17 protein-coding genes and 1 pseudogene are annotated in these 19,281 nt (G+C 73.4%); 11 read left to right on the top strand and 7 right to left on the bottom strand.

The annotated features are described in order from the left end of the window. Positions 1-247: 247 nt before the first annotated feature. A complete protein-coding gene (locus ACGF3A_RS40935; RefSeq protein WP_393735990.1) occupies positions 248-2,521 on the bottom strand; it encodes a bifunctional salicylyl-CoA 5-hydroxylase/oxidoreductase in 2,274 nt (757 codons plus the stop codon). An 8-nt stretch (positions 2,522-2,529) separates the two neighbouring features. After that, positions 2,530-3,357 carry an enoyl-CoA hydratase family protein gene (locus tag ACGF3A_RS40930; RefSeq protein ID WP_393735815.1) on the bottom strand — a complete coding sequence of 276 codons (828 nt, stop codon included), beginning with the start codon at positions 3,355-3,357 and terminating at the stop codon, positions 2,530-2,532. Between the two features lie 251 nt (positions 3,358-3,608). Here ACGF3A_RS40930 and ACGF3A_RS40925 point away from each other — a divergent pair. The 3 genes and pseudogenes from ACGF3A_RS40925 (at position 3,609) to ACGF3A_RS40915 (ending at position 5,744) form a co-directional block, all read left to right on the top strand. Continuing rightward, positions 3,609-4,788: pseudogene (locus tag ACGF3A_RS40925) on the top strand (AAA family ATPase). After that, the gene (locus ACGF3A_RS40920; RefSeq protein WP_393735813.1) at positions 4,785-5,180 is read left to right on the top strand and encodes a nucleotide pyrophosphohydrolase; all 396 of its coding nucleotides are present in this window, start codon (positions 4,785-4,787) and stop codon (positions 5,178-5,180) included. Before ACGF3A_RS40925 ends, ACGF3A_RS40920 begins: the two are co-directional and overlap by 4 nt. A gap of 105 nt (positions 5,181-5,285) precedes the next feature. Continuing rightward, complete coding sequence (locus ACGF3A_RS40915) at positions 5,286-5,744, top strand: DUF6099 family protein (protein WP_393735811.1); 459 nt, start codon at positions 5,286-5,288, stop codon at positions 5,742-5,744. Positions 5,745-5,836: 92 nt separating this feature from the next. Here the strand turns inward: ACGF3A_RS40915 and ACGF3A_RS40910 are convergent, their stop codons facing one another. Further along, a complete protein-coding gene (locus tag ACGF3A_RS40910; RefSeq protein WP_393735809.1) occupies positions 5,837-6,016 on the bottom strand; it encodes a hypothetical protein in 180 nt (59 codons plus the stop codon). A 96-nt stretch (positions 6,017-6,112) separates the two neighbouring features. Between ACGF3A_RS40910 and ACGF3A_RS40905 the strand changes: the two genes are divergently transcribed. From ACGF3A_RS40905 to ACGF3A_RS40885, 5 genes are all read left to right on the top strand, one after another. Then, a complete protein-coding gene (locus ACGF3A_RS40905; protein WP_393735806.1) occupies positions 6,113-7,036 on the top strand; it encodes an LLM class F420-dependent oxidoreductase in 924 nt (307 codons plus the stop codon). After that, positions 7,033-7,947 carry a homocysteine S-methyltransferase gene (gene mmuM, locus ACGF3A_RS40900; protein ID WP_393735804.1) on the top strand — a complete coding sequence of 305 codons (915 nt, stop codon included), beginning with the start codon at positions 7,033-7,035 and terminating at the stop codon, positions 7,945-7,947. The genes ACGF3A_RS40905 and mmuM overlap by 4 nt, the downstream gene beginning before the upstream one ends. A gap of 402 nt (positions 7,948-8,349) precedes the next feature. Beyond that, positions 8,350-9,606 (top strand): arginine deiminase, encoded by a 1,257-nt coding sequence (locus ACGF3A_RS40895; RefSeq protein ID WP_393735802.1) that lies wholly within the window; start codon positions 8,350-8,352, stop codon positions 9,604-9,606. A gap of 84 nt (positions 9,607-9,690) precedes the next feature. Next, entirely contained in the window at positions 9,691-10,695 is a 1,005-nt protein-coding gene (argF, locus tag ACGF3A_RS40890) for an ornithine carbamoyltransferase (RefSeq protein ID WP_393735800.1), read from the top strand. Positions 10,696-10,930: 235 nt separating this feature from the next. Continuing rightward, a complete protein-coding gene (locus tag ACGF3A_RS40885) occupies positions 10,931-12,373 on the top strand; it encodes an amino acid permease (RefSeq protein WP_393735798.1) in 1,443 nt (480 codons plus the stop codon). Here ACGF3A_RS40885 and ACGF3A_RS40880 read toward each other — a convergent pair. Continuing rightward, positions 12,315-12,809 (bottom strand): ATP-binding protein, encoded by a 495-nt coding sequence (locus ACGF3A_RS40880; RefSeq protein WP_393735796.1) that lies wholly within the window; start codon positions 12,807-12,809, stop codon positions 12,315-12,317. The two genes, ACGF3A_RS40885 and ACGF3A_RS40880, sit on opposite strands and share 59 nt — an antisense overlap. Before the next feature lie 184 nt (positions 12,810-12,993). On the opposite strand from ACGF3A_RS40880, the gene ACGF3A_RS40875 reads away from it, so the two are divergent. Next, positions 12,994-13,740 (top strand): alpha/beta hydrolase, encoded by a 747-nt coding sequence (locus tag ACGF3A_RS40875; RefSeq protein WP_393735794.1) that lies wholly within the window; start codon positions 12,994-12,996, stop codon positions 13,738-13,740. A gap of 13 nt (positions 13,741-13,753) precedes the next feature. Here ACGF3A_RS40875 and wrbA read toward each other — a convergent pair whose 3' ends face one another. Then, positions 13,754-14,362 (bottom strand): NAD(P)H:quinone oxidoreductase, encoded by a 609-nt coding sequence (gene wrbA, locus ACGF3A_RS40870; RefSeq protein ID WP_393735792.1) that lies wholly within the window; start codon positions 14,360-14,362, stop codon positions 13,754-13,756. Positions 14,363-14,531: 169 nt separating this feature from the next. Between wrbA and ACGF3A_RS40865 the strand changes: the two genes are divergently transcribed. Next, positions 14,532-15,179 carry a TetR/AcrR family transcriptional regulator gene (locus ACGF3A_RS40865; protein WP_393735790.1) on the top strand — a complete coding sequence of 216 codons (648 nt, stop codon included), beginning with the start codon at positions 14,532-14,534 and terminating at the stop codon, positions 15,177-15,179. Between the two features lie 231 nt (positions 15,180-15,410). Here ACGF3A_RS40865 and ACGF3A_RS40860 read toward each other — a convergent pair whose 3' ends face one another. Next, the gene (locus ACGF3A_RS40860; RefSeq protein ID WP_393735788.1) at positions 15,411-16,226 is read right to left on the bottom strand and encodes an NPP1 family protein; all 816 of its coding nucleotides are present in this window, start codon (positions 16,224-16,226) and stop codon (positions 15,411-15,413) included. Positions 16,227-16,345: 119 nt separating this feature from the next. Between ACGF3A_RS40860 and ACGF3A_RS40855 the strand changes: the two genes are divergently transcribed. Further along, positions 16,346-17,179 carry an aldo/keto reductase gene (locus ACGF3A_RS40855; protein ID WP_393735786.1) on the top strand — a complete coding sequence of 278 codons (834 nt, stop codon included), beginning with the start codon at positions 16,346-16,348 and terminating at the stop codon, positions 17,177-17,179. An 18-nt stretch (positions 17,180-17,197) separates the two neighbouring features. Here the strand turns inward: ACGF3A_RS40855 and ACGF3A_RS40850 are convergent, their stop codons facing one another. Next, complete coding sequence (locus tag ACGF3A_RS40850) at positions 17,198-19,225, bottom strand: tetratricopeptide repeat protein (protein ID WP_393735784.1); 2,028 nt, start codon at positions 19,223-19,225, stop codon at positions 17,198-17,200. Positions 19,226-19,281: the final 56 nt, after the last annotated feature.

The raw sequence follows: 19,281 nt of genomic DNA, 5'->3' as shown, positions 1-19,281 counted from the left end.
GCCCTCTCCCCTGCCGTAGCCGTCGGCCGCGTCGTCGAAGGGCTTGCACCGGCCGTGGGGGGGCCGGGCCCCCCCCCCCCCCCCGGCCCCCCCCCCCGGGGGGGGGGGGGGCCCCCCGGGCCCCCCCCCCCCGCCCCCCCCCCCCGCCCCCCGGGGGGGGGGGGGCCCCCCCCGCGACCGGCCACGACGCAGTCGCAGCCTGCGACGCACCGCAGGGGGCAGCCCCTGCGCAGCCGGAGAGTGACGATCACAGCACCAGTCGGGGCTTGGGACCATCGGTGCGCCCAGCCGGCGGCTTGCGGCTGCCCGCCTGGTACGAGAGGGGCCACGGCGCACCCGGCCCCGCGTACTCCTGGTCGGCCGCCGCGTGGAGCGTCCAGTGAGGGTCGTACAGGTGCGGCCTCGCAAGGGCGCAGAGGTCGGCGCGGCCCGCGAGGATCAGAGAGTTCACGTCGTCCCAGGAGGAGATCGCGCCGACGGCGATGACGGGGACGCCGAGCGCGTTGCGTATGCGGTCCGCGAAGGGCGTCTGGTACGAGCGGCCGTACTCGGGATTCTCCTCGGGGACGACCTGGCCCGTGGAGACGTCGAGCGCGTCGGCGCCGTGCTCGGCGAACGCGGCGGCGATCCGTACGGCGTCCTCCCCGGTGGTGCCGCCCTCGGCCCAGTCGGTCGCGGAGATGCGGACGGTCATGGGCCGCTCGGCGGGCCACACCTCGCGCACCGCGTCGAAGACCTCCAGGGGGAACCGGAGGCGGGCCTCCAGATCTCCCCCGTACGCGTCCGTACGGCGATTGGTGAGCGGGGAGAGGAAGCTGGAGAGCAGATAGCCGTGCGCGCAGTGGAGTTCGAGGAGGTCGAACCCGGCGCGGGCGGCGCGGCGGGCCGAGGACACGAACTCGTCGCGGATCGCCGCGAGTTCGCGTGCGGTCAGCTCGTGCGGGGTCTGGTTGACGCCGGGGCGGTACGGGAGTGGGGAGGGGGCCACCACGGGCCAGTTGCCCTCGTCGAGGGGGTGGTCGATGCCCTCCCACATGAGCCGCGTGGAGCCCTTGCGGCCCGAGTGGCCGAGCTGGAGGCCGATCGCGGCGGTGGGCGACTGAGTGTGCACGAAATCGGTGACGCGCCGCCAGGACGCCTCCTGCGCGTCGGTCCACAGCCCGGAGCAGCCGGGCGTGATGCGGCCCTGCGGCGAGACGCAGACCATCTCGGTCATGACCAGCCCCGCGCCGCCGAGGGCCCGCGCTCCGAGGTGGACGAGGTGGAAGTCGCCGGGGTCGCCGTCCTCCGCGCGGTACATGTCCATCGGGGAGACCACGACCCGGTTGCGCAGGGTGAGTTCGCGCAGCCGGAAGGGGGTGAACATGGGCGGCGTGCCGGGTTCGATCCCGACCTCGCGCTCGACGCCGGAGACGAAGGAGGCGTCGCGCAGCCGCAGGTTGTCGTGGGTGACGCGGCGGCTGCGGGTGAGCAGGTTGAACGCGAACTGGCGCGGCGGCTGGTCCACGTAACCGGCCAGCTCCTCGAACCAGGTGAGGCTGGCCCGCGCGGCACGCTGGGTGGACTCCACGACGGGCCTGCGCTCGGCCTCGAACGCCTCCAGCGCCTCGGGCAGCGACGGCTGCTCCTGGACGCAGGCGACGAGCGCCAGCGCGTCCTCGACGGCGAGCTTGGTGCCGGAGCCGATGGAGAAGTGGGCGGTGTGCGCCGCGTCGCCGAGCAGCACGATGTTGCCGTGCGACCAGCGGGCGTTGGTGACCGTACGGAACGCGATCCACTGCGAGTTGTTGCCGCGCAGGGGGCGGCCGCCGAGGGTCTCGGGGAAGAGCTTGGCGCAGTGGTCGGCGGAGCCGCGCTCGTCCAGCTTGTCGAGCCCGGCGGCCCGCCAGACCTCCTCGCGGGCCTCGACGATGACGGTGGAGGCGTCGGCCGCGTACGGGTACGCGTGGAGCTGCAGCACGCCGTGCTCGGTCTCGGCGATCTCGAAGCGGAAGGCGTCCAGGGCGAAGTCGGCGGCGAGCCAGATGTAGCGGCAGCGGTGCGTGGTGACGGTGGGCCGGAAGACGTCGGCGTGGGCCTCGCGGGTGGCGCTGTGCACGCCGTCGGCGGCGATGACCAGGTCGTGGGTGCGGGCGAGTTCGGCGGCGGGCGGCGCCTCCGTACGGAAGCGGAGGGTGACGCCCAGCTCGCGGCAGCGGTCGTGCAGCACGGCGAGCAGGCGGCGGCGGCCGAGCGCCGCGAAGCCGTGGCCGCCGGAGGTGAGGGTGGTGCCGCGGTGGACGATGTCGATGTCGTCCCAGCGCACCATCTCGGCCTGGAGCGCGGCGTAGACGGCGGGGTCGGCGTGCTCGATGCCGCCGAGGGTCTCGTCGGAGAGGACGACGCCGAAGCCGAAGGTGTCGTCGGGCGCGTTGCGCTCGTAGACGGTGATCTCGCGGGCGGGGTCGAGGCGCTTGAGGAGCGCGGCGGCGTAGAGCCCGCCGGGTCCGCCGCCGATGACGGCGACGCGCGGCGCGGACATCGCGGACATCACCGGCCCTGCCACTTCGGGGGGCGCTTCTCGGTGAAGGACGCGTGGAACTCGCCGTAGTCCTCGCTGTGCATCAGCAGCGCCTGCGTGGCGGCGTCCATCTCGACGGACTGGGCGAGCGACATGTCCAGCTCGGCGGTGAGCAGGGCCTTGGTCTGGGCGTGCGCGAGGGCCGGCCCGTCGGCGAGGCGCCGGGCGAGCGCCTGCGCGGCCTCGTCGGCCTTGCCCTCGTCGGCGAGCTGGCTCAGCAGGCCGATCCGCTCGGCCTCGGGGGCGCGCACGGGCTCGCCGAGCATGAGGATGCGGGTCGCGTGGCCGAGGCCGACGACGCGCGGCAGGAGGTAGGCCGCGCCCATGTCGCCGCCCGAGAGGCCGACCTTGGTGAAGAGGAACGCGAAGCGCGCGGTGGGGTCGGCGACGCGGAAGTCGGCGGCGAGCGCGAGGACCGCGCCCGCGCCCGCGGCCGCGCCGTGCACGGCGGCGACGACGGGGAAGGGCGCCTCGCGCAGGGCCCGGACGACCTGTCCGGTCATCCGGTTGAAGTCGAGGAGCTGGGAGGTGTCCATCGCCAGGGTGGCGCCGATGATCTCGTCGACGTCACCGCCGGAGCAGAAGGCGCGCCCCTCGCCCGCGAGGACGAGCGCGTGGACGCGTTTCTCCCGGGCCAGCTCGCCGAGGAGGTCGCGCAGGTCGGCGTACGCCTCGAAGGTGAGCGCGTTCAGCTTGGCGGGGCGCCGCAGGGTGACGGTGGCGACGCCTTCGTCGTACCCGACCTCGATGTGCTGCCAGTCGGACGTGCCGTGCGCCGAACCGGTGAACGGGCTCATGACGGGGGCCTCCATCGGGGGGACGTGCCGCGGCCGTGTTCTCGGGGCCTCTCGGGGCTCTCGGTCAACGCCTTGAACGTATCACCGCTTCGTGACTGCCGTCACGAGCACGCGATAGATAGCGCGAGAGATGGTCGGCCATACGACGGCCAGCGGGACGCCTCGTACGCACACCTGTCCGTCCCCCGATCGGGCGAGCGCGCCCAGGCCGTAACGGTTCGCCGTCCGCACCGCCCTCTACGGTCCTGACCATGAACTCGCCGAGCTCCCCCACCCCCTCCGACCTGGGGGAACGCCCGCCCGCCGTGAGCGAGCTGCATCTCGCGGCCTTCCGCTCGCTGCGCGCCCGTACGGTCCCCGTCTCCCCCGTCACCGTGCTGACGGGCCCGAGCGGCAGCGGCAAGTCCACGGTCCTGGAGGCGTACGAGGCGCTGGCCCGGCTCGGCGGCGGCGAGGCGCTCGGCGAGGTCTTCGGCGGCATGCGCGGCGGCCCCGGAGCCCTCGTCCCGTACCGCTCCCCCGCCGACCGGCAGGGCAGGCGCGGCTTCCGGCTGGGGTGCACGGTGACGGGCCCCGCGGGCGAGGTGCGCTTCGACGTCGCGGTGCAGGCCGAGCCCCGGCTGCGCATCGCGGGCGAACGGCTCGCCACCAGCGAGCACGGCACCCTCCTCTCCACCGCGCTGCGCGACCCGGCCCGCCGCGCCGTCCAGGCCGAGTGGCAGACCTCGGGCCCCTCCCGCGTCGTCCGCGCCCCGCTCCCCGACGACCGGCTCGGCACGGCGCTGCTCCCGCTGCGCGTCGCGGGCACCACGGCGGGCCAGCGCCGCGTGCTGGCCGCCGCCGAGCAGGTCGTGGTCGCGCTCCGCGCGGCCTACCCCTGCGACCCGCGCCCCGACACGATGCGCGACCCGGTGGCCCCGGGCGACGGGCTGCTGCGCGGGGGCTGCGACAACCTCGCCGCGGTGCTGCGCCGTACGCGCGTCGAGTGCGCCACCCGCCACGCCGCGCTCGTGTCCGCCGTACGGGAGGGCTGCGCCGGAGCCGTGACGGACCTGCGCGAGGAGGGCTGCGAGGACGGCCTGGTGCGGGCCGTCCTCGACCGGGGCGACGGGCTGCGCGCCACGCCGCTGGAGCGCCTCGGCGACGGCGAACTCCGGTACGCGGCCCTCGCGCTCGTCCTGCTGACGGGCCCCGGGGTGCTCTCCGTGGACCCCGTCGACGAGGTCCCCGCGGCCCGGCAGGCCCTCGCGGTGCTCGCGGACGGGGTGGACCGCGCTGGACGCCCGCCAGTCCCGCCAACTCCTCGGCCTGGCCGTACGGATGGGACGGCGCGGCCACATCCGGCTGCTCGCCTCGGCGGGGGACGCGGGCCCGGTCGCCCGGGAGGCGGCGCGGATGCCGGGGGTCTCCCTGGTAGACCTGGGTGCGTGAACGAATCGACCGACAGCACGGCACAGCAGACAGCGGCACAGCAGACAGCGCCCGCGCCCACCGTCCCCCAACTCCAGCGCAGGCTGGCGGAGTTCGCGGCGGCGCGGGACTGGGGGCAGTACCACACCCCGAAGAATCTCTCGGCGGCGCTGAGCGTCGAGGCGGGGGAGCTGGTGGAGATCTTCCAGTGGCTGACCCCCGAGCAGTCGGCGGCCGTGATGGGGGACACGGAGAGCGCGGGACGCGTCGAGGACGAGGTCGCCGACGTCCTCGCGTACCTCCTCCAGTTCTGCGAAGTGCTGGGCATCGACGCGCTGGCGGCGCTGGAAGCGAAGATCGAGAGGAACGAAAAGCGTTTCCCGACCCCCGGAAACGGTCACTCTATGGAGTGAGCAATTTATCTCGACGCACCTTATTATCCACAGACTTCCGAAATCCCCTGGCGGTACTGGACATTCACAGTCACGCTGGGTAGCGACCAGTGAGGGGGACGGCACATGGATGCTGTACGGCTCATCGCGGCTACCCGGGACGCCTTGGCACGGAGCAGGACGGTGCCCGACATCGTCGCGGAGGCGTGGCAGGCCCAGGCGCTCGCCGAGGCGGTCGGCAGCCATCTCGCGATAAGCGGCCCGCCGGAGGTGCGGACCGAGGCCCTCGGGCTGAGCGAGGCGGGCAGCAGGGCCTGCGGCTCGCTGCACCACCCCGCGCTCCGGGCGGGCGGCGTCCGCGCCGCTCAGCTCTCCATGATCCAGGACCCCCGGGGCGCCCTGCTCGACCTCGGCGGGCTGCTGGGCGAGACGGGCGTGGCCCTCGTCGGGGTGGCGGTCTCGGCGGACGAGGAAGCGCTCTACTGGCAGTGTGTCGAAGCCATCGACGCGGCGGACGAATCCGGCGACAGAGTCGCGGGCATTCTCCGCAGACTCGCACTGCGGGAGCGCGGGGGTGTCGCGTAGGACGCTGACGTGAGCGCGTAGGACGCTGACGTGACGTGAGCAGCCGGAGCATGGGCCCGGGCATGGGCCGGTGCGTGGACCCTGGTCCGGCGTCAGTGCTGGCGGCCGCCCTCTCCGGCGACCGGCGGGCGTTCGCCCGACGAGGGAAGATCGGCGGACTGGAGATCGGCGTCGAGCTGGGAGAGGTCCGCGGTGAGCGCGGCCATCATCTCCTCCATCTGCTCCAGCAGGCCCTTCGGGGCGCCGGGCTCGGGCGCTGCTTCCTGGGACATGGCGTCCTCCTAGCGAGCCGGTAGGTCCGGCTCCGCCCCCGCCAACGAGGGCGGCGTGTGCCAGGTCACGGGCCCCGAACAGGCAAGATGGAGGGCATGCGACTGCGAATCTTCACCGAGCCCCAGCAGGGGGCGAGCTACGACACACTGCTCACCGTCGCCAAGGCGACCGAGGACCTCGGCTTCGACGCGTTCTACCGCTCGGACCACTATCTCGCCATGGGCGACGCCGACGGCCTGCCCGGCCCGACCGACGCCTGGATCACCCTGGCCGGGCTGGCCCGCGAGACCAGCCGCATCCGGCTCGGCACCCTGATGACCGCGGGCACCTTCCGGCTCCCCGGCCCGCTCGCGATCCAGGTCGCGCAGGTCGACGCGATGTCCGGCGGCCGCGTCGACTTCGGCCTCGGCGCGGGGTGGTACGAGGAGGAGCACACGGCCTACGGCATTCCGTTCCCGAAGGAGAAGTTCGGGCGGCTGGAGGAGCAGCTCTCCATCGTCACGGGCCTGTGGTCCACGCCCCAGGGCGAGACGTTCTCCTTCGACGGGAAGCACTACACCCTCAAGGACTCCCCCGCTCTCCCCAAGCCCGCGCAGGACCGGATCCCGGTGCTCGTCGGCGGCCTCGGCGCCAAGCGCACCCCGCGCCTCGCCGCGCGCTTCGCGGACGAGTTCAACGTGCCGTTCGCGTCCCTCGCCGACACCGAGCAGCAGTTCGCGCGGGTGCGCGCCGCCGCGGAGGAGCACGGCCGTTCCGCCGACGAGCTGGTGTACTCCAACGCGCTCGTGGCCTGCGTCGGCAAGGACGACGCCGAGGTCGCCCGCCGCGCCGCGGTCATCGGCCGCGAGGTCGACGAGCTGAAGGAGAACGGGCTCGCGGGTTCGCCCGCCGAAGTCGTCGACAAGATCGGCCGGTTCGCCGAGGCGGGCGCCTCCCGCGTCTACCTCCAGATCCTCGACCTGAGCGACCTGGACCACCTGGAGCTGATCGCCGACCAGGTGCAGTCGAAGCTCGCATGACGGCAGGATCCGCGCCCCGCCCGACGCTCCCCCTGGCCGAGGCGCTCGCCCGCGAGACGCTCGTGCTCGACGGCGGGCTCTCCAACCAGCTGGAGGCCCAGGGCTGCGACCTCACCGACGACCTCTGGTCGGCCCGGCTGCTGGCCGACGGCCCCGGCGAGATCGAGGCCGCGCACACGGCGTACGTACGGGCGGGGGCGCGGGTCCTCATCACCAGCAGCTATCAGGCGTCGTTCGAGGGCTTCGCGCGGCGTGGCGCGGACGCGGCGTCGGCGCGCCGGCTCTTCCACCGCAGCGTCGCCCTGGCCCGCGCCGCGGGAGGCCCCACGACCTGGGTCGCGGGCTCGGTCGGGCCGTACGGCGCGGTGCTCGCGGACGGCAGCGAGTACCGGGGGCGGTACGGGCTGTCGGTCCCCGAGCTCGTGGAATTCCACCGGCCTCGCGTCGAGGCGCTCGTGGAAGCCGGGCCCGACGTCCTCGCGCTGGAGACGGTCCCGGACATCGATGAGGCGGAGGCGCTGCTGCGGGCCGTGGAAGGGTGCGGCGTCCCGGTGTGGCTGAGCTTCACGGTCGACGGCCCCCGCACGCGTGCGGGCCAGCCCCTGGCGGACGCCTTCGCCCTCGCCGCCGGGAACGACCAGGTGCTCGCGGTGGGCGTGAACTGCTGCGCCCCGCGCGATGTCCTGCCCGCCGTGGAGGAGGCCTCACGGGTGACGTCCGGCAAGCCGGTGGTTGCCTACCCGAACAGTGGTGAGGGTTGGAATCCCACTGAGGGCACGTGGTCGGGCCCCGCCACCTTCGGCTCCTCCCTCGCGCCGAGCTGGGCGGCATCTGGCGCCCGCCTGATCGGGGGCTGCTGCCAAGTGGCTCCCGCCCAAATCGCCGAACTCCGGGTCGCCCTGCACTCCTAGTGCCCCGAGGGCCACGCTCTTCAGCCCCGCACCGCAAAGCGGGGCTTGCCCCCTCAGGGGCGCGGGGCTCAGCCGATATGCGGCTCCGCCCCCACAGCGGGGCTTACCCCCTCAGGGGCGCGGGGAACTGCGCGCCCAGCCACCGCGCGCCCGCAGGCCGCCGTGCACGGGCAGGGGCTGCCCCTTGGTGCCCGTCGCGGGCCGCGAGTGCGTCGTGGCTGGCCGCGCAGTTCCCCGCGCCCCTTCAGGGCACTCCTCCCGAGGCCCACGCTCGCGCCCACGCGGCGAAGCCGCACAACGACACAGTCCCGCGCCCCTTCGGGGCGCTCTCGTGCGCGGCGAGGCTCCGTTGCGGGATCTCGGAATCCGGCGGAGCCGGAGAGGGGGTGCCAGGATGAGGGCATGGGATTCCATGTCGATTCCGAGACCGGCCCGCTCCGGCGAGTGATCCTCCACCGGCCCGGGCTTGAGCTGAAGCGGCTCACGCCGACCAACAAGGACGACCTCCTCTTCGACGACGTGCTCTGGGTGCGCCGGGCGCGGCAGGAGCACGACGCGTTCGCGGACACCCTGCGCGAACTCGGCGTCGAGGTGCACCTGTTCGCGGACCTGCTGGCGCAGTCGCTGGACGTGCCGCCCGCCCGCACGCTCGTACTGGACCGGGTCTTCGACGAGAAGGAGTACGGGCCGCTGGCGACGGACCATCTGCGTGCCGCCTTCGACCAGTTGCCGACGCAGGAGCTGGCGGAGGCGCTGATCGGCGGGATGACGAAGCGGGAGTTCCTGGAGCGGCACCCGGAGCCGTCCTCCGTGCGCTTCCATGTGATGGACCGGGACGACTTCCTGCTCGCGCCGCTGCCCAACCACATCTTCACCCGCGACACCTCGGCCTGGGTCTACGACGGGGTGAGCATCAACGCCATGCGCTGGCCCGCGCGCCAGCGCGAGACGGTGCACTTCGAGGCGATCTACCGGCACCATCCCCTCTTCGCCAAGCCGGAGCCGGGGCCGGAGCCCGAGGAGACGGACGGCGGGTTCCAGCTCTGGTCCGAGGGCCAGTCCGCCTACCCGTCGACCATCGAGGGCGGCGACGTGCTGGTGATCGGGAACGGCGCGGTGCTGATCGGGATGAGCGAGCGGACGACGCCGCAGGCCGTGGAGATGCTGGCGCGTGGGCTGTTCGCGCAGGGCTCGGCGCGGACGATCGTCGCGCTCGACATGCCGAAGCGGCGCGCGTTCATGCATCTGGACACGGTGATGACGATGGTGGACGGGGAGACGTTCACGCAGTACGAGGGCCTCGGCATGCTGCGCTCGTACACGATCGAGCCCGGTTCGGCGCCGAACGAGCTGAAGGTCACCGACCACGCGCCCGACCACATGCACCGCGCCATCGCCGCCGCGCTGGGCCTGGACCGGATCCGGGTGCTGACCCCGACGCAGGACGTGCACGCGGCGGAACGCGAGCAGTGGGACGACGGGTGCAACGTGCTGGCCGTGGAGCCGGGCGTCGTCCTCGCCTACGACCGCAACGTGACCACCAACACCCATCTGCGCAAGCAGGGCATCGAGGTCGTGGAGATCCCGGGTGGCGAGCTGGGCAGGGGCCGGGGCGGGCCGCGCTGCATGAGCTGCCCGGTGGAGCGGGGGCCCGCGTAAGAGCCCGTATAGAGATTCCGCGGATCGTATAGAGTTTCACTCTTACACATACGCACAGGAGTACGCAGCGAGCTAGGAGCATCCATGGCGACAGACCTCACGGGCCGCCACTTCCTCAAGGAGCTGGACTTCACGCCCGAGGAGTTCCGCGGGCTGATCGCGCTCGCGGCCGAGCTGAAGGCCGCGAAGCGGAACGGCACCGAGGAGCGGCGGCTGCGCGGCAGGAACATCGCCCTGATCTTCGAGAAGAGCTCCACGCGTACCCGCTGCTCGTTCGAGGTGGCCGCCGCCGACCAGGGCGCCTTCACCACGTACCTGGACCCCTCCGGCTCGCACATCGGGTACAAGGAGTCGGCGAAGGACACCGCGCGGGTGCTGGGCCGGATGTACGACGGCATCCAGTACCGGGGGCGCGGCCAGGAGATCGTCGAGGAGCTGGCGGCCCACGCCGGGGTGCCGGTCTTCAATGGTCTCACCGACGAATGGCACCCCACGCAGATGCTCGCCGACGTGCTCACCATGACCGAGCACGCGCCGGACCGGCCGCTGGAGGAGCTCGCGTTCGCCTACCTCGGCGACGCGCGCAGCAACATGGGCAACTCCTACCTGGTCACCGGCGCGCTGCTCGGCATGGACGTACGGATCGTGGCGCCGCGCGCACTGTGGCCCGAGGAGCACGTGATAGCCGAGGCCCGCGCGCTCGCCGCCCGTACGGGCGCGCGGGTGACGCTGACCGAGGAGGTCGCGGAGGGCGTGCGCGGCGCGGACTTCGTCGCGACCGACGTGTGGGTGTCGATGGGCGAGCCGCAGGAGGTCTGGGACGAGCGCATCGCGCTGCTGCGGCCGTACGCGGTGACCATGGACGTGCTGCGGGCCACCGGGAAGCCGGACGTGAAGTTCCTGCACTGCCTGCCCGCCTTCCACGACCTGGGCACGGCCGTGGCCCGCGACATCCACGAACGCCATGGGCTGACCTCGCTGGAGGTCACGGACGAGGTCTTCGAGTCGCCCGCGCACTCGGTCGTCTTCGACGAGGCGGAGAACCGGATGCACACGATCAAGGCCGTGCTGGTCGCTTCGCTGGGCTAGAGATGCCCCCGAAGGGGCGCGAGAGAGATGCGCCCCGAAGGGGCGCGGGGCTCTGCCGACATGCGGCTCCGCCGCGCGGGCGCGACCGGCCACGACGCGGTCGCGGCCGCCGGTGCACCCGGCGGGGCAGGACGGGCGGCGGGTGTGCGGAACGCCATACATAACTATGCAGGGTCATGCATAAACGGCGACTACCCTGGAGTGGTAAGCCCCCCACGCGAAAGACCGCTCCCTCATGCGCCGCATCAAGTCCCCCGATCTGCTGGTCGCCGAATCCGGCGCCGATCTTGAGGGTCACGGCCTCAAGCGCTCCATCGGACCCTTCCAGCTCGTCTGCTTCGGGGTCGGCGCCATCGTCGGCACCGGGATATTCGTCGGGCTCTCCGACACCGTCGCCGAGGCCGGGCCCGCCGTCATCGTCTCCTTCGTGCTGGCGGCGGTCACCTGCATCTTCACCGCCTTCTCCTTCGCCGAGCTGGGCGGCGCGATCCCGGTCTCCGGCAGCTCGTACTCGTACGCGTACGCCGCGCTCGGCGAGCGCACCGCGTTCCTGGTGGGCTGGTGCCTGCTGCTGGAGTACGGCGTCTCGGTCTCGGCCGTCGCCATCGGCTGGGGGCAGTACCTCAACGAGCTGCTGGAGAACACCGTCGGCTGGCAGATCCCCGCGGCCCTCGCGGACGCGCCGGGCCACGGCGGCGTCGTGAACGTGCCCGCGATCGTCGTGATGCTGCTCGCCGCCGTGCTGCTGGTGCGGGGCGTGCGGGAGAGCGCGCGGGCGACGGCCGCGATGGCCGTCATCAAGATCGGCATCCTGGTGCTGTTCTGCGCCGTCGCCTTCACCGCGTTCGACTCGGGCCACCTGACGCCGTTCACGCCCGAGGGCATCGGCGGGATCGGGGCCGGGGCCTCCCTCGCGTTCTTCTCGTTCATCGGCTTCGACGCGATCTCGACGGCGGGCGAGGAGGTCAAGAACCCGCGGCGCAACATCCCGCTGGCCATCCTGATCACCATCGCCGTGGTCACGCTGATCTACTGCCTGGTCTCGGTCGCCGCGCTCGGCGCGATGCCGTGGGAGCAGGTCGGCGGGAAGCCCGCCGCGCTCTCGCTGATCGTCGATCACGCCACGGAGTCGTCGTTCGGCAGTACGGTCATCGCCGTCGGCGCGGTCGTGGCCATCGCCTCGGTGGTGCTCGCGGTGATGTACGGGCAGACGCGGATCCTGATGTCGATGTCCCGGGACGGGCTGATCCCCCAGGTCTTCGAGCGGGTCTCGCCGAAGACGTCCACGCCCGTGGCCAACACCTGGATCGCCACCGCCGTCTTCGCCGTACCGGCCGCGGTCGTCCCGCTCGACGTGGTGCTCGACATGTCGGTGATCGGCACGCTCGCGATCATGGCCGTGGTCAACATCTGCGTGATCGCCCTGCGCCGCAGCCGCCCCGGACTCTCCCGCCGCTTCCGGGTGCCGCTCTACCCCGTGGCCCCGCTGCTGGGCGTCGCCTTCTGCCTCTATCTGATGTACGGGCTGCCGCTGGTGACCTGGGTCCAGTTCGCGGTCTTCGTCGCCGTCGGCGCGCTGGTCTACGCGCTGTACGGGCGCAAGCGCTCGCGCCTCGCGCTCAGCGGTCCGCCGGAGGGTCCGCGGGAGGAGTCTCCTCGGACTCCGGCGCGAGTGTGAACCAGACGGTCTTGCCGTTGCGCGTCGCGCGGCTGCCGCAGGCCGAGCTGAGCATCTGGATGAGCTGCAGGCCGCGGCCGTCCTCGCGCAGCTCGTCGAGGTCGTCGGGCTCGACGGCGTCGTGCACGGCCTGCGCGGCGGCGCGGCCCCACTGACCCGCCTCCAGCGGCCTGGGGTCGCGGTCGCGCACCTCGACCAGGACACCGTCGGGCAGCGCGGTCACGCTCAGCGAGACGGCGGCGTCGGTGGCCGTGTGCTCGATGGCGTTGGTGACCAGCTCGCACACCAGCAGCTCGGCCGTACCGCTGTCCACGGGCGAGTCCAGCTCGATCAGCGCGTTCCGCACCACGGCACGCGCGATGGGCGCGGCGGGCGGCGAGTGCGGCAGCTCGATGTGCCAGGAGGTGTTGTCGGGACTGCGGGGGACGCCATTCACGGCTTCTGTCCGTTCGTGCGGTGATTGAGGCTTTCACCGTACGGTTCCCCCGCGCGCCGTTTCAGAGGCGGACGTACGCACGCGCGAGTGACGACCGCCACCCCGTGCCGGGACCTTCGTCCCGAGCGGGACCGGGACCTCCGGGCCGCCCCCACGACCAGCGCGGACATGAGTGAATGGGGCGATGAGCGCTCTCCTCCCCCTCACCGGATTCACGCACACGTACGACGGCGAACGGCTCAGCGGCCTGGAGGGCGGCGGGGGTGGGGACGACGGGGCCGGGGACGGCGTCCCCACCGTCGTCCTGCTGCACGGCGCGGGGAACGGCACCAAGGACCGGCTCGTCCCCCTGCTCCAGGACTTCCTCGCGCGCGGCCTCCACGGGCTCGCCCTCGACTTCTCCGGGCACGGCGCGAGCACGGGGCGGCTCGCCGAGCTGAGCCTGCGCCGCCGGTACGAGCAGGCCGCCGCGGTCGTCGAGGACCGGGTGCCGGGCACCTCGCCCCTCGTGCTCGTCGGCTTCAGCATGAGCGGGCAGACCCTCGCCGATCTCGCGGCGCGCTTCGGTCCCCGCGTGACCGCGCTGGGGCTCTGCTCCCCCGCGGTCTACGCGGAGGAGGCGTGGGACGTGCCGTTCGGCGACGGGGACGGCCGCTTCAGCGAGATCATCCGCCGCCCGGACGGCTGGCGCGACGCACCCGCGCTCGCCGCCCTCCGCGCCTTCCCGGGCCGCGCCGTGCTGGCCGTGCCCGGCACGGACGAGGTGATCCCGCCCGCCGTCACGGACGCGGTCGCCCAGGCCCTGGCGGAGAACTCCCGCCCCCTGACGCGGCTCGAATTCCCGGACGCGGGGCACCGGTTGGGCGAGTGGTTCCACACCCACCCGGCCGACCGCGCCCGCTTCGTGACCGCGGTCCTCGGCACGGCCTGAGAGCTGTACGGGCTCAGCCCAGCAGGCGGGCCGTGATGGTGGCGAGGCGCTCGCCCTGGTAGCGGGCGGCGGCGAGGATCTCCTCGCCGGGGAGCTCGCCCTGGCCGGAGGCGTGGGCGGTGCCGTAGGGGTTGCCGCCCGCGGCGTAGACGGCCTGGTCGGTGTAGCCGGGCGGGACGATGATCGTGCCCCAGTGGTGCAGCGTGTTGTAGAGCGCGAGCAGCGTGGACTCGTTGCCGCCGTGCCGGTTGGAGGCGCTGACGACGGCGGTGGCGGGCTTGTCGTGGAAGGCGCCCTGGGCCCAGAGCCCGCCCGTGCTGTCGATGAACTGCTTGAGCTGCGAGGCGACATTGCCGAAGCGGGTCGGCGAGCCGAATGCGTAGGCGTCCGCCCAGGTCAGGTCGTCGTGCGTGGCGACCTCGATGTCGCGGGTGGCGTCGGCGTGGGCGCGCCAGGCCGGGTTGCCGTCGATCGCGGCGTCGGGGGCCAGTTCGGCGGCGCGGCGCAGTCGCACCTCGCCGCCCGCCTTCTCCGCGCCCTCCGCGAGGGCCGTGGCGAGGGCGTGCACGCTGCCGGTCGAGGAGTAGTAGATGACAGCGATCTTCGGGGCAACAGCAGTCACGGTAAGGCCCTTTCGGAGCACAGGAGAGTTCAAGCGGTTCAAGCGGATTGCTATCCGCTTCGCTGCGCGCCAGCTAACCCCACGCGGCGCCGCCTTGGCAAGGGGTAACCGGATAGCTATCCGTTAAGCTCGTGTGAATCGATCGCCGCCGCCGAACGGAGCCCCGCCCGTGCCCGACCCCACTCCGCCTCCCGCGCGCGGCGAACTGCCGGTCGTCGCGCTCACGCCCGGCGGCGCCCCGCCCGCGCGCGCACCGCGCTCCGACGCGGCCGAGAACCGGCGCAAGATCCTGGACGCCGCCGCCGCGCTCGTGGCGGAGCAGGGCCCCGACGCGCTGACCATGAACGCCGTCGCGCGCGCCTCGGGGACCGGCGTCGGCACCGTCTACCGGCGCTTCGGGGACGTGGGGCAGCTCTTCTCCGCGCTGCTGGACGACCGCGAGGCGCGGTTCCAGGAGGCGTTCCTGACCGGCCCTCCGCCGCTGGGCCCCGGCGCACCGCCCGGCGAGCGGCTGCGCGCGTACCTCCACGCGCTGGCGGACCGCTTCATCGACCAGCGCGAACTGCTGCTCGCGGGCGAGACGGCGGCGCCCCTCGCCCGTTACTCGCACGGCTCCCATCTCGGCCGCCACGCGCACATGGCGATGCTGCTGCGGCAGCTCCGCCCCGAAGCGGACGCCGCGCTGCTCGCGCAGCTGCTGCTCGCCCCGTTCACGCCAAGCCTCGTCGCCCACCTCACGCGCGAGCGGGGGTACACGGCCGGGCAGTTGAAGTCCGCGCTCGACACGCTGCTCGCGGGCGTCCTGGCCGGGCCGTAGGCTCCGTCCGCCGGATCATGGTTGCCCCCCGTCTCGGGGCTGGGCAGGGGCTGCCCCGTGCCGTGGGTTGCAGACTGCGGCCGCGTCGTGGTTTGTCGCGCAGTTCCCCGCGCCCCTTGAGGGCGCTCCGGGGAGCGCCCTTCAGGGGCGCGGGGAACTGCGCGCGCAACCGGCCACAACCCGCGGTCTGCGACACACAGGCAGGGGCAGCCCCTGCTCAGTGGCCACGGTCTAGGCGTGGGGGTCGAAGGGGATTCCGTCCGGCATCGCCTTCTCCAGGTGGCCGCCGAACTCGCTGTCCTTGAGGCCGAGGGTGGCGCTGCCGAAGTCGGCCTGCGTCAGCTTGTCGCGCAGCCCCTCCGGGTAGCCCTCCCAGCCGACGAGCGTGGGGTACTGCCAGGCGCCCCTGTGGTTCTCCGGCGGCTCGTCGCCCCCGTCGTTCTTGGCGGCGCGGAAGGCGTGGGTGCTGATGCCGTCCTTGTGGTAGACGACCTTCGGGTGGCCGTCCTCCCAGGGCAGGTCGCCGCGCCCGTGCACCGTGAACCCGCCGTGCGCGGACGTCGAGACGTACTCCGCCTCGTCCTTGCCCTCCGGCACCCACACCACGACGTGCTCCCAGTCGTGCCGGTGCCCCGCGCTGCCGGGGCCGAGGGCCGCCTGGTCCTTCTCGAAGTAGGAGGCGTACATGACGGCGCACCAGCCGTTGTTGCACTTCGAGCGGGCGTAGCCGTTGGTGTTCTCCAGGTCGCTCAGGTCGCGGCACTCGCCGTTGACGTCGCCGCCGAGCTTCAGCCCCTCGGCGACGGCGCCGTCGGGGCCGATGGCCGGGGTGGCGTAGCAGCCGTCCTTGTCGTAGTCGTACGCGGGCTGGAACTTCCGCTCCAGGTCGGTGGCGTTGCCGGGGAGCGCCGGGGGCGGCGCGGCGAGCGCGGTCGTGGGGAAGGCGACGACGAGCGCGACGGCTCCGGCCACCACGGCGGGCGCCGTCCGGTACCAGCGGCGCCTCTTCGGCTGCGAGTTGTCGTTCACGGGACTCTCCTGGGGCATGTGGGGGGCCAACTCACGCGTTGGCATGCGCGCTTCAGCTTTCCCTGCCGCCTCCTCCGTGCCAAGGGGCACAGAGGCGACCATGGGGAAAACCTCTCGGAAAGGAGCGGCACCCGACGATGCGTACGGTGACACTGCACTCCGGCACGGACGTGCCCGCGCTCGGCCAAGGCACCTGGCACATGGGCGAGGATCCGGCCCGCCGCGCGGCGGAGCTCGACGCGCTGCGCGCCGGGATCGACCTCGGCATGACGCTGATCGACACGGCAGAGATGTACGGCGACGGCGCCGCCGAGGAGCTGGTCGGCGAGGCGGTACGGGGACGGCGGGACGAGGTCTTCCTCGTGTCCAAGGTGCTCCCCCACCACGCCGACCGGAGCGGCACGGTCCGCGCCTGCCACGCGAGCCTGCGCCGCCTGGGCACCGACCGCCTCGACCTCTACCTGCTGCACTGGCGCGGCGGCGTGCCCCTCGGCGAGACCGTCGAGGCGCTGGAGGGGCTGGTGCGCGAGGGCAGCGTCGGCGCGTGGGGCGTCAGCAACCTCGACACCGACGACCTCGACGAACTCACCGCCCTGCGCGGCGGGCCCGTGCCCGAGACCGACCAGGTGCTCTACAACCTCACCCGGCGCGGCCCCGAGTACGATCTGCTGCCCCGCTGCCGCGCGTCGGGGGTGCCGCTGATGGCGTACTCCCCCGTCGAGCAGGGCCGGCTGCTCGGCCACGCGGCGCTGCGCGAGGTCGCCGACGCGCACGGAGCGACCCCGGCGCAGGTCGCCCTGGCCTGGGTGCTCCGGCACGACGACGTCCTCGCCATCCCGAAGGCCGCCTCCCGCGCGCACGTCGAGGAGAACCGCGCCGCCGCCGAACTGGTCCTCACGGCCGAGGACCTGGCCGCGCTGGACGCCGCGTTCCCGCCGCCGTCCCGGAAACTCCCGCTGGAGATCCTGTGACGGCCACCGGCCAGGGCCCTAGGAGGTGACCTCGCGGAGCAGCGCGCGGATCTCGCGCAGGCTCATGCCCGTACTGCCGTCGCTGTCGCGGTCCTCGATCATCGCGAAGTGCCGCTCGGCCGCCTCCAGGTCGCCGCGGCGCCGGGCCAGTTGGCCCGCGTAGCGGTTGCCCGCCAGGTGCTTCGGGTACTCCCGGAGGATCTCCTCGACGACCGGCGCCGCGTCCTCGTCGCGCTCCTGCTCGACGAGGAGACCGGCGAGTTCGGGGCGCGGGTCGAGGCGGCTCAGCCCGTACCGCTCGCGGCCGAAGTCCCCGTACCGGCCGACCGCGCGGCGCAGCCACTCCTCGGCTTCCTCGGCACGGCCGAGCGCGCGCAGGGCCCTGCCGAGCTCGTACGACGCCTCCGGGATGTCGGCCTCCCAGGCCATGGTGAGCCAGGGCTCGGCCTCCTCGTACCGCCCGTACCGGACCATGCTGCACCCGGCCAGGTACGCGGGGCGGGGCAGTCCGGTCCGGGCGGCGTGGACGTACCAGCGCTCGGCGTACTGCGGGTCGCCGCCGCGCTCCTCGGAGAGCCAGCCCAGCTGCCAGCCCGCGCCCCCGTGCCCCATCTCGGCGGCCCGGAGGAACCAGAGCTGCGCGGCGCGCTTGTCCTTCTTCCCGTCGCTCCCGGCCCGCCCGGCCTTCTTGGCCTTCTCGTTGTGGATCGTGCCGATCTCGTACGCGGCGTCGGCGTCCCCGGCCTCCACCGCCTCCTCCAGATACGGGAGAAGGTGCTCGCCCTTCGCGCCGCCGAGGCCCTCCAGCATGAGGACGAGGTCGCGCAGGGCCAGCGGGGTCCCCGACGCGCGGTACCAGTCGGCGGCCTCGGGCAGCCGGTAGAGCCGGTCGAGCGCGTCGGCGTAGTCGTACCGCTCCTCGGGCCCGCCCTCCTCGGCCTCGGCACGCAGCTCGGGCAGCCGGGCCTCCAGCTCCGGGTCGGGCATCTTCTTCGGGTCCTCGCGCAGCTCTTCGAGGCCCCGCAGCTGCCGGACGACCATCTCCTGCTCGTCGTCGAACGCGTCGTGGTCGTCCTCGCTCACCCCGGTCGCGCGGTACCAGCGCTCGGCCTCGTCCAGCCGCCGCTGCCGCTTGCACAGCACGCCCAGGTTGAAGCAGGCCCAGATGTGCCCGCCCTCCGACTCGGCCGCCGTCCGGTACCAGCGCTCCGCCTCCCGGAGCTCGCCGCGCTCCTCGTGCCAGACGCCGAGCACGTAGGCGCCGCCGCTGTACCCGAGTTCGTGCGCGCGTTCGGCCAGGGTGCGGGCCTCCTCCCAGCGCGCGGGATCACGGGCGACGAAGATGGCCTGGTCGACCAGAGCCTGACGGCTGCCGACCGCCGCGGCCCGGGCGAAGAGCGCCTCGGCCTCGGCGACGGTGCTGGGGTAGGCGTCGTACATCCCCTTGTGGTCCTCGTCGAGCAGCTCCGCCAGCGCCTCGTGGGCGGCCTCGGCGTCCCCCGCGGCCTCGGCGGCGGCGAGGTCGTCCCGCCACCGCGCCAGATCCTCGCGGATGGACGTGACGAGGCCGTGGCTGCGGGCCGCGACACGGTCGCCCCGCCCCTGCGCCTCGACGAGCCGCGCGATCGCCTCGTCCCACTCGCCGTGCCGCGCCGCGTGCAGCACCGCGCCGTTGGTCAGGCATTCGACGCTGCCCAGCTCGGCGCCCCGGGCGTACCACTCCTCGGCGCCGTCGAGGTCGCCCGCCTCCTTCAGCAGCGTCGCCAGCCCGAACGCGCAGCCGCCGTCGCGGTCTGCGCCGACCCGGTACCACCGCTCGGCCTCGGCGAACTCGCCCCGGTCCTTGTGGCAGATCCCCAGCGTACGGACCGCGTCGTCGTCCCCCTCCCCGGCCGCTCTCTCCCACCAGGCCAGCGCCTGGTCCATCCGTCCGTCCTTGGTCAGGAACTCCGCGTACGCCCGCGAAGCCCCCTCGCGTCCCTCTTCGACAGCCGCCGCCAACTCGTTCTCCTGGCGGCGTACTTCACCCCGTGACTGATTCCGCATCGGCAGATCGTCGCAGAGCGGCCCGCCGGACGATCACGGGGGTCCGCCCGGGGCCG

It is taken from the genome of Streptomyces sp. NPDC048172 (assembly GCF_043202595.1).
Lineage (GTDB): Bacteria > Actinomycetota > Actinomycetes > Streptomycetales > Streptomycetaceae > Streptomyces.
The sequence above is the reverse complement of the archived record's forward strand: the minus strand, read 5'-3'. Positions and strand labels throughout refer to the sequence as shown.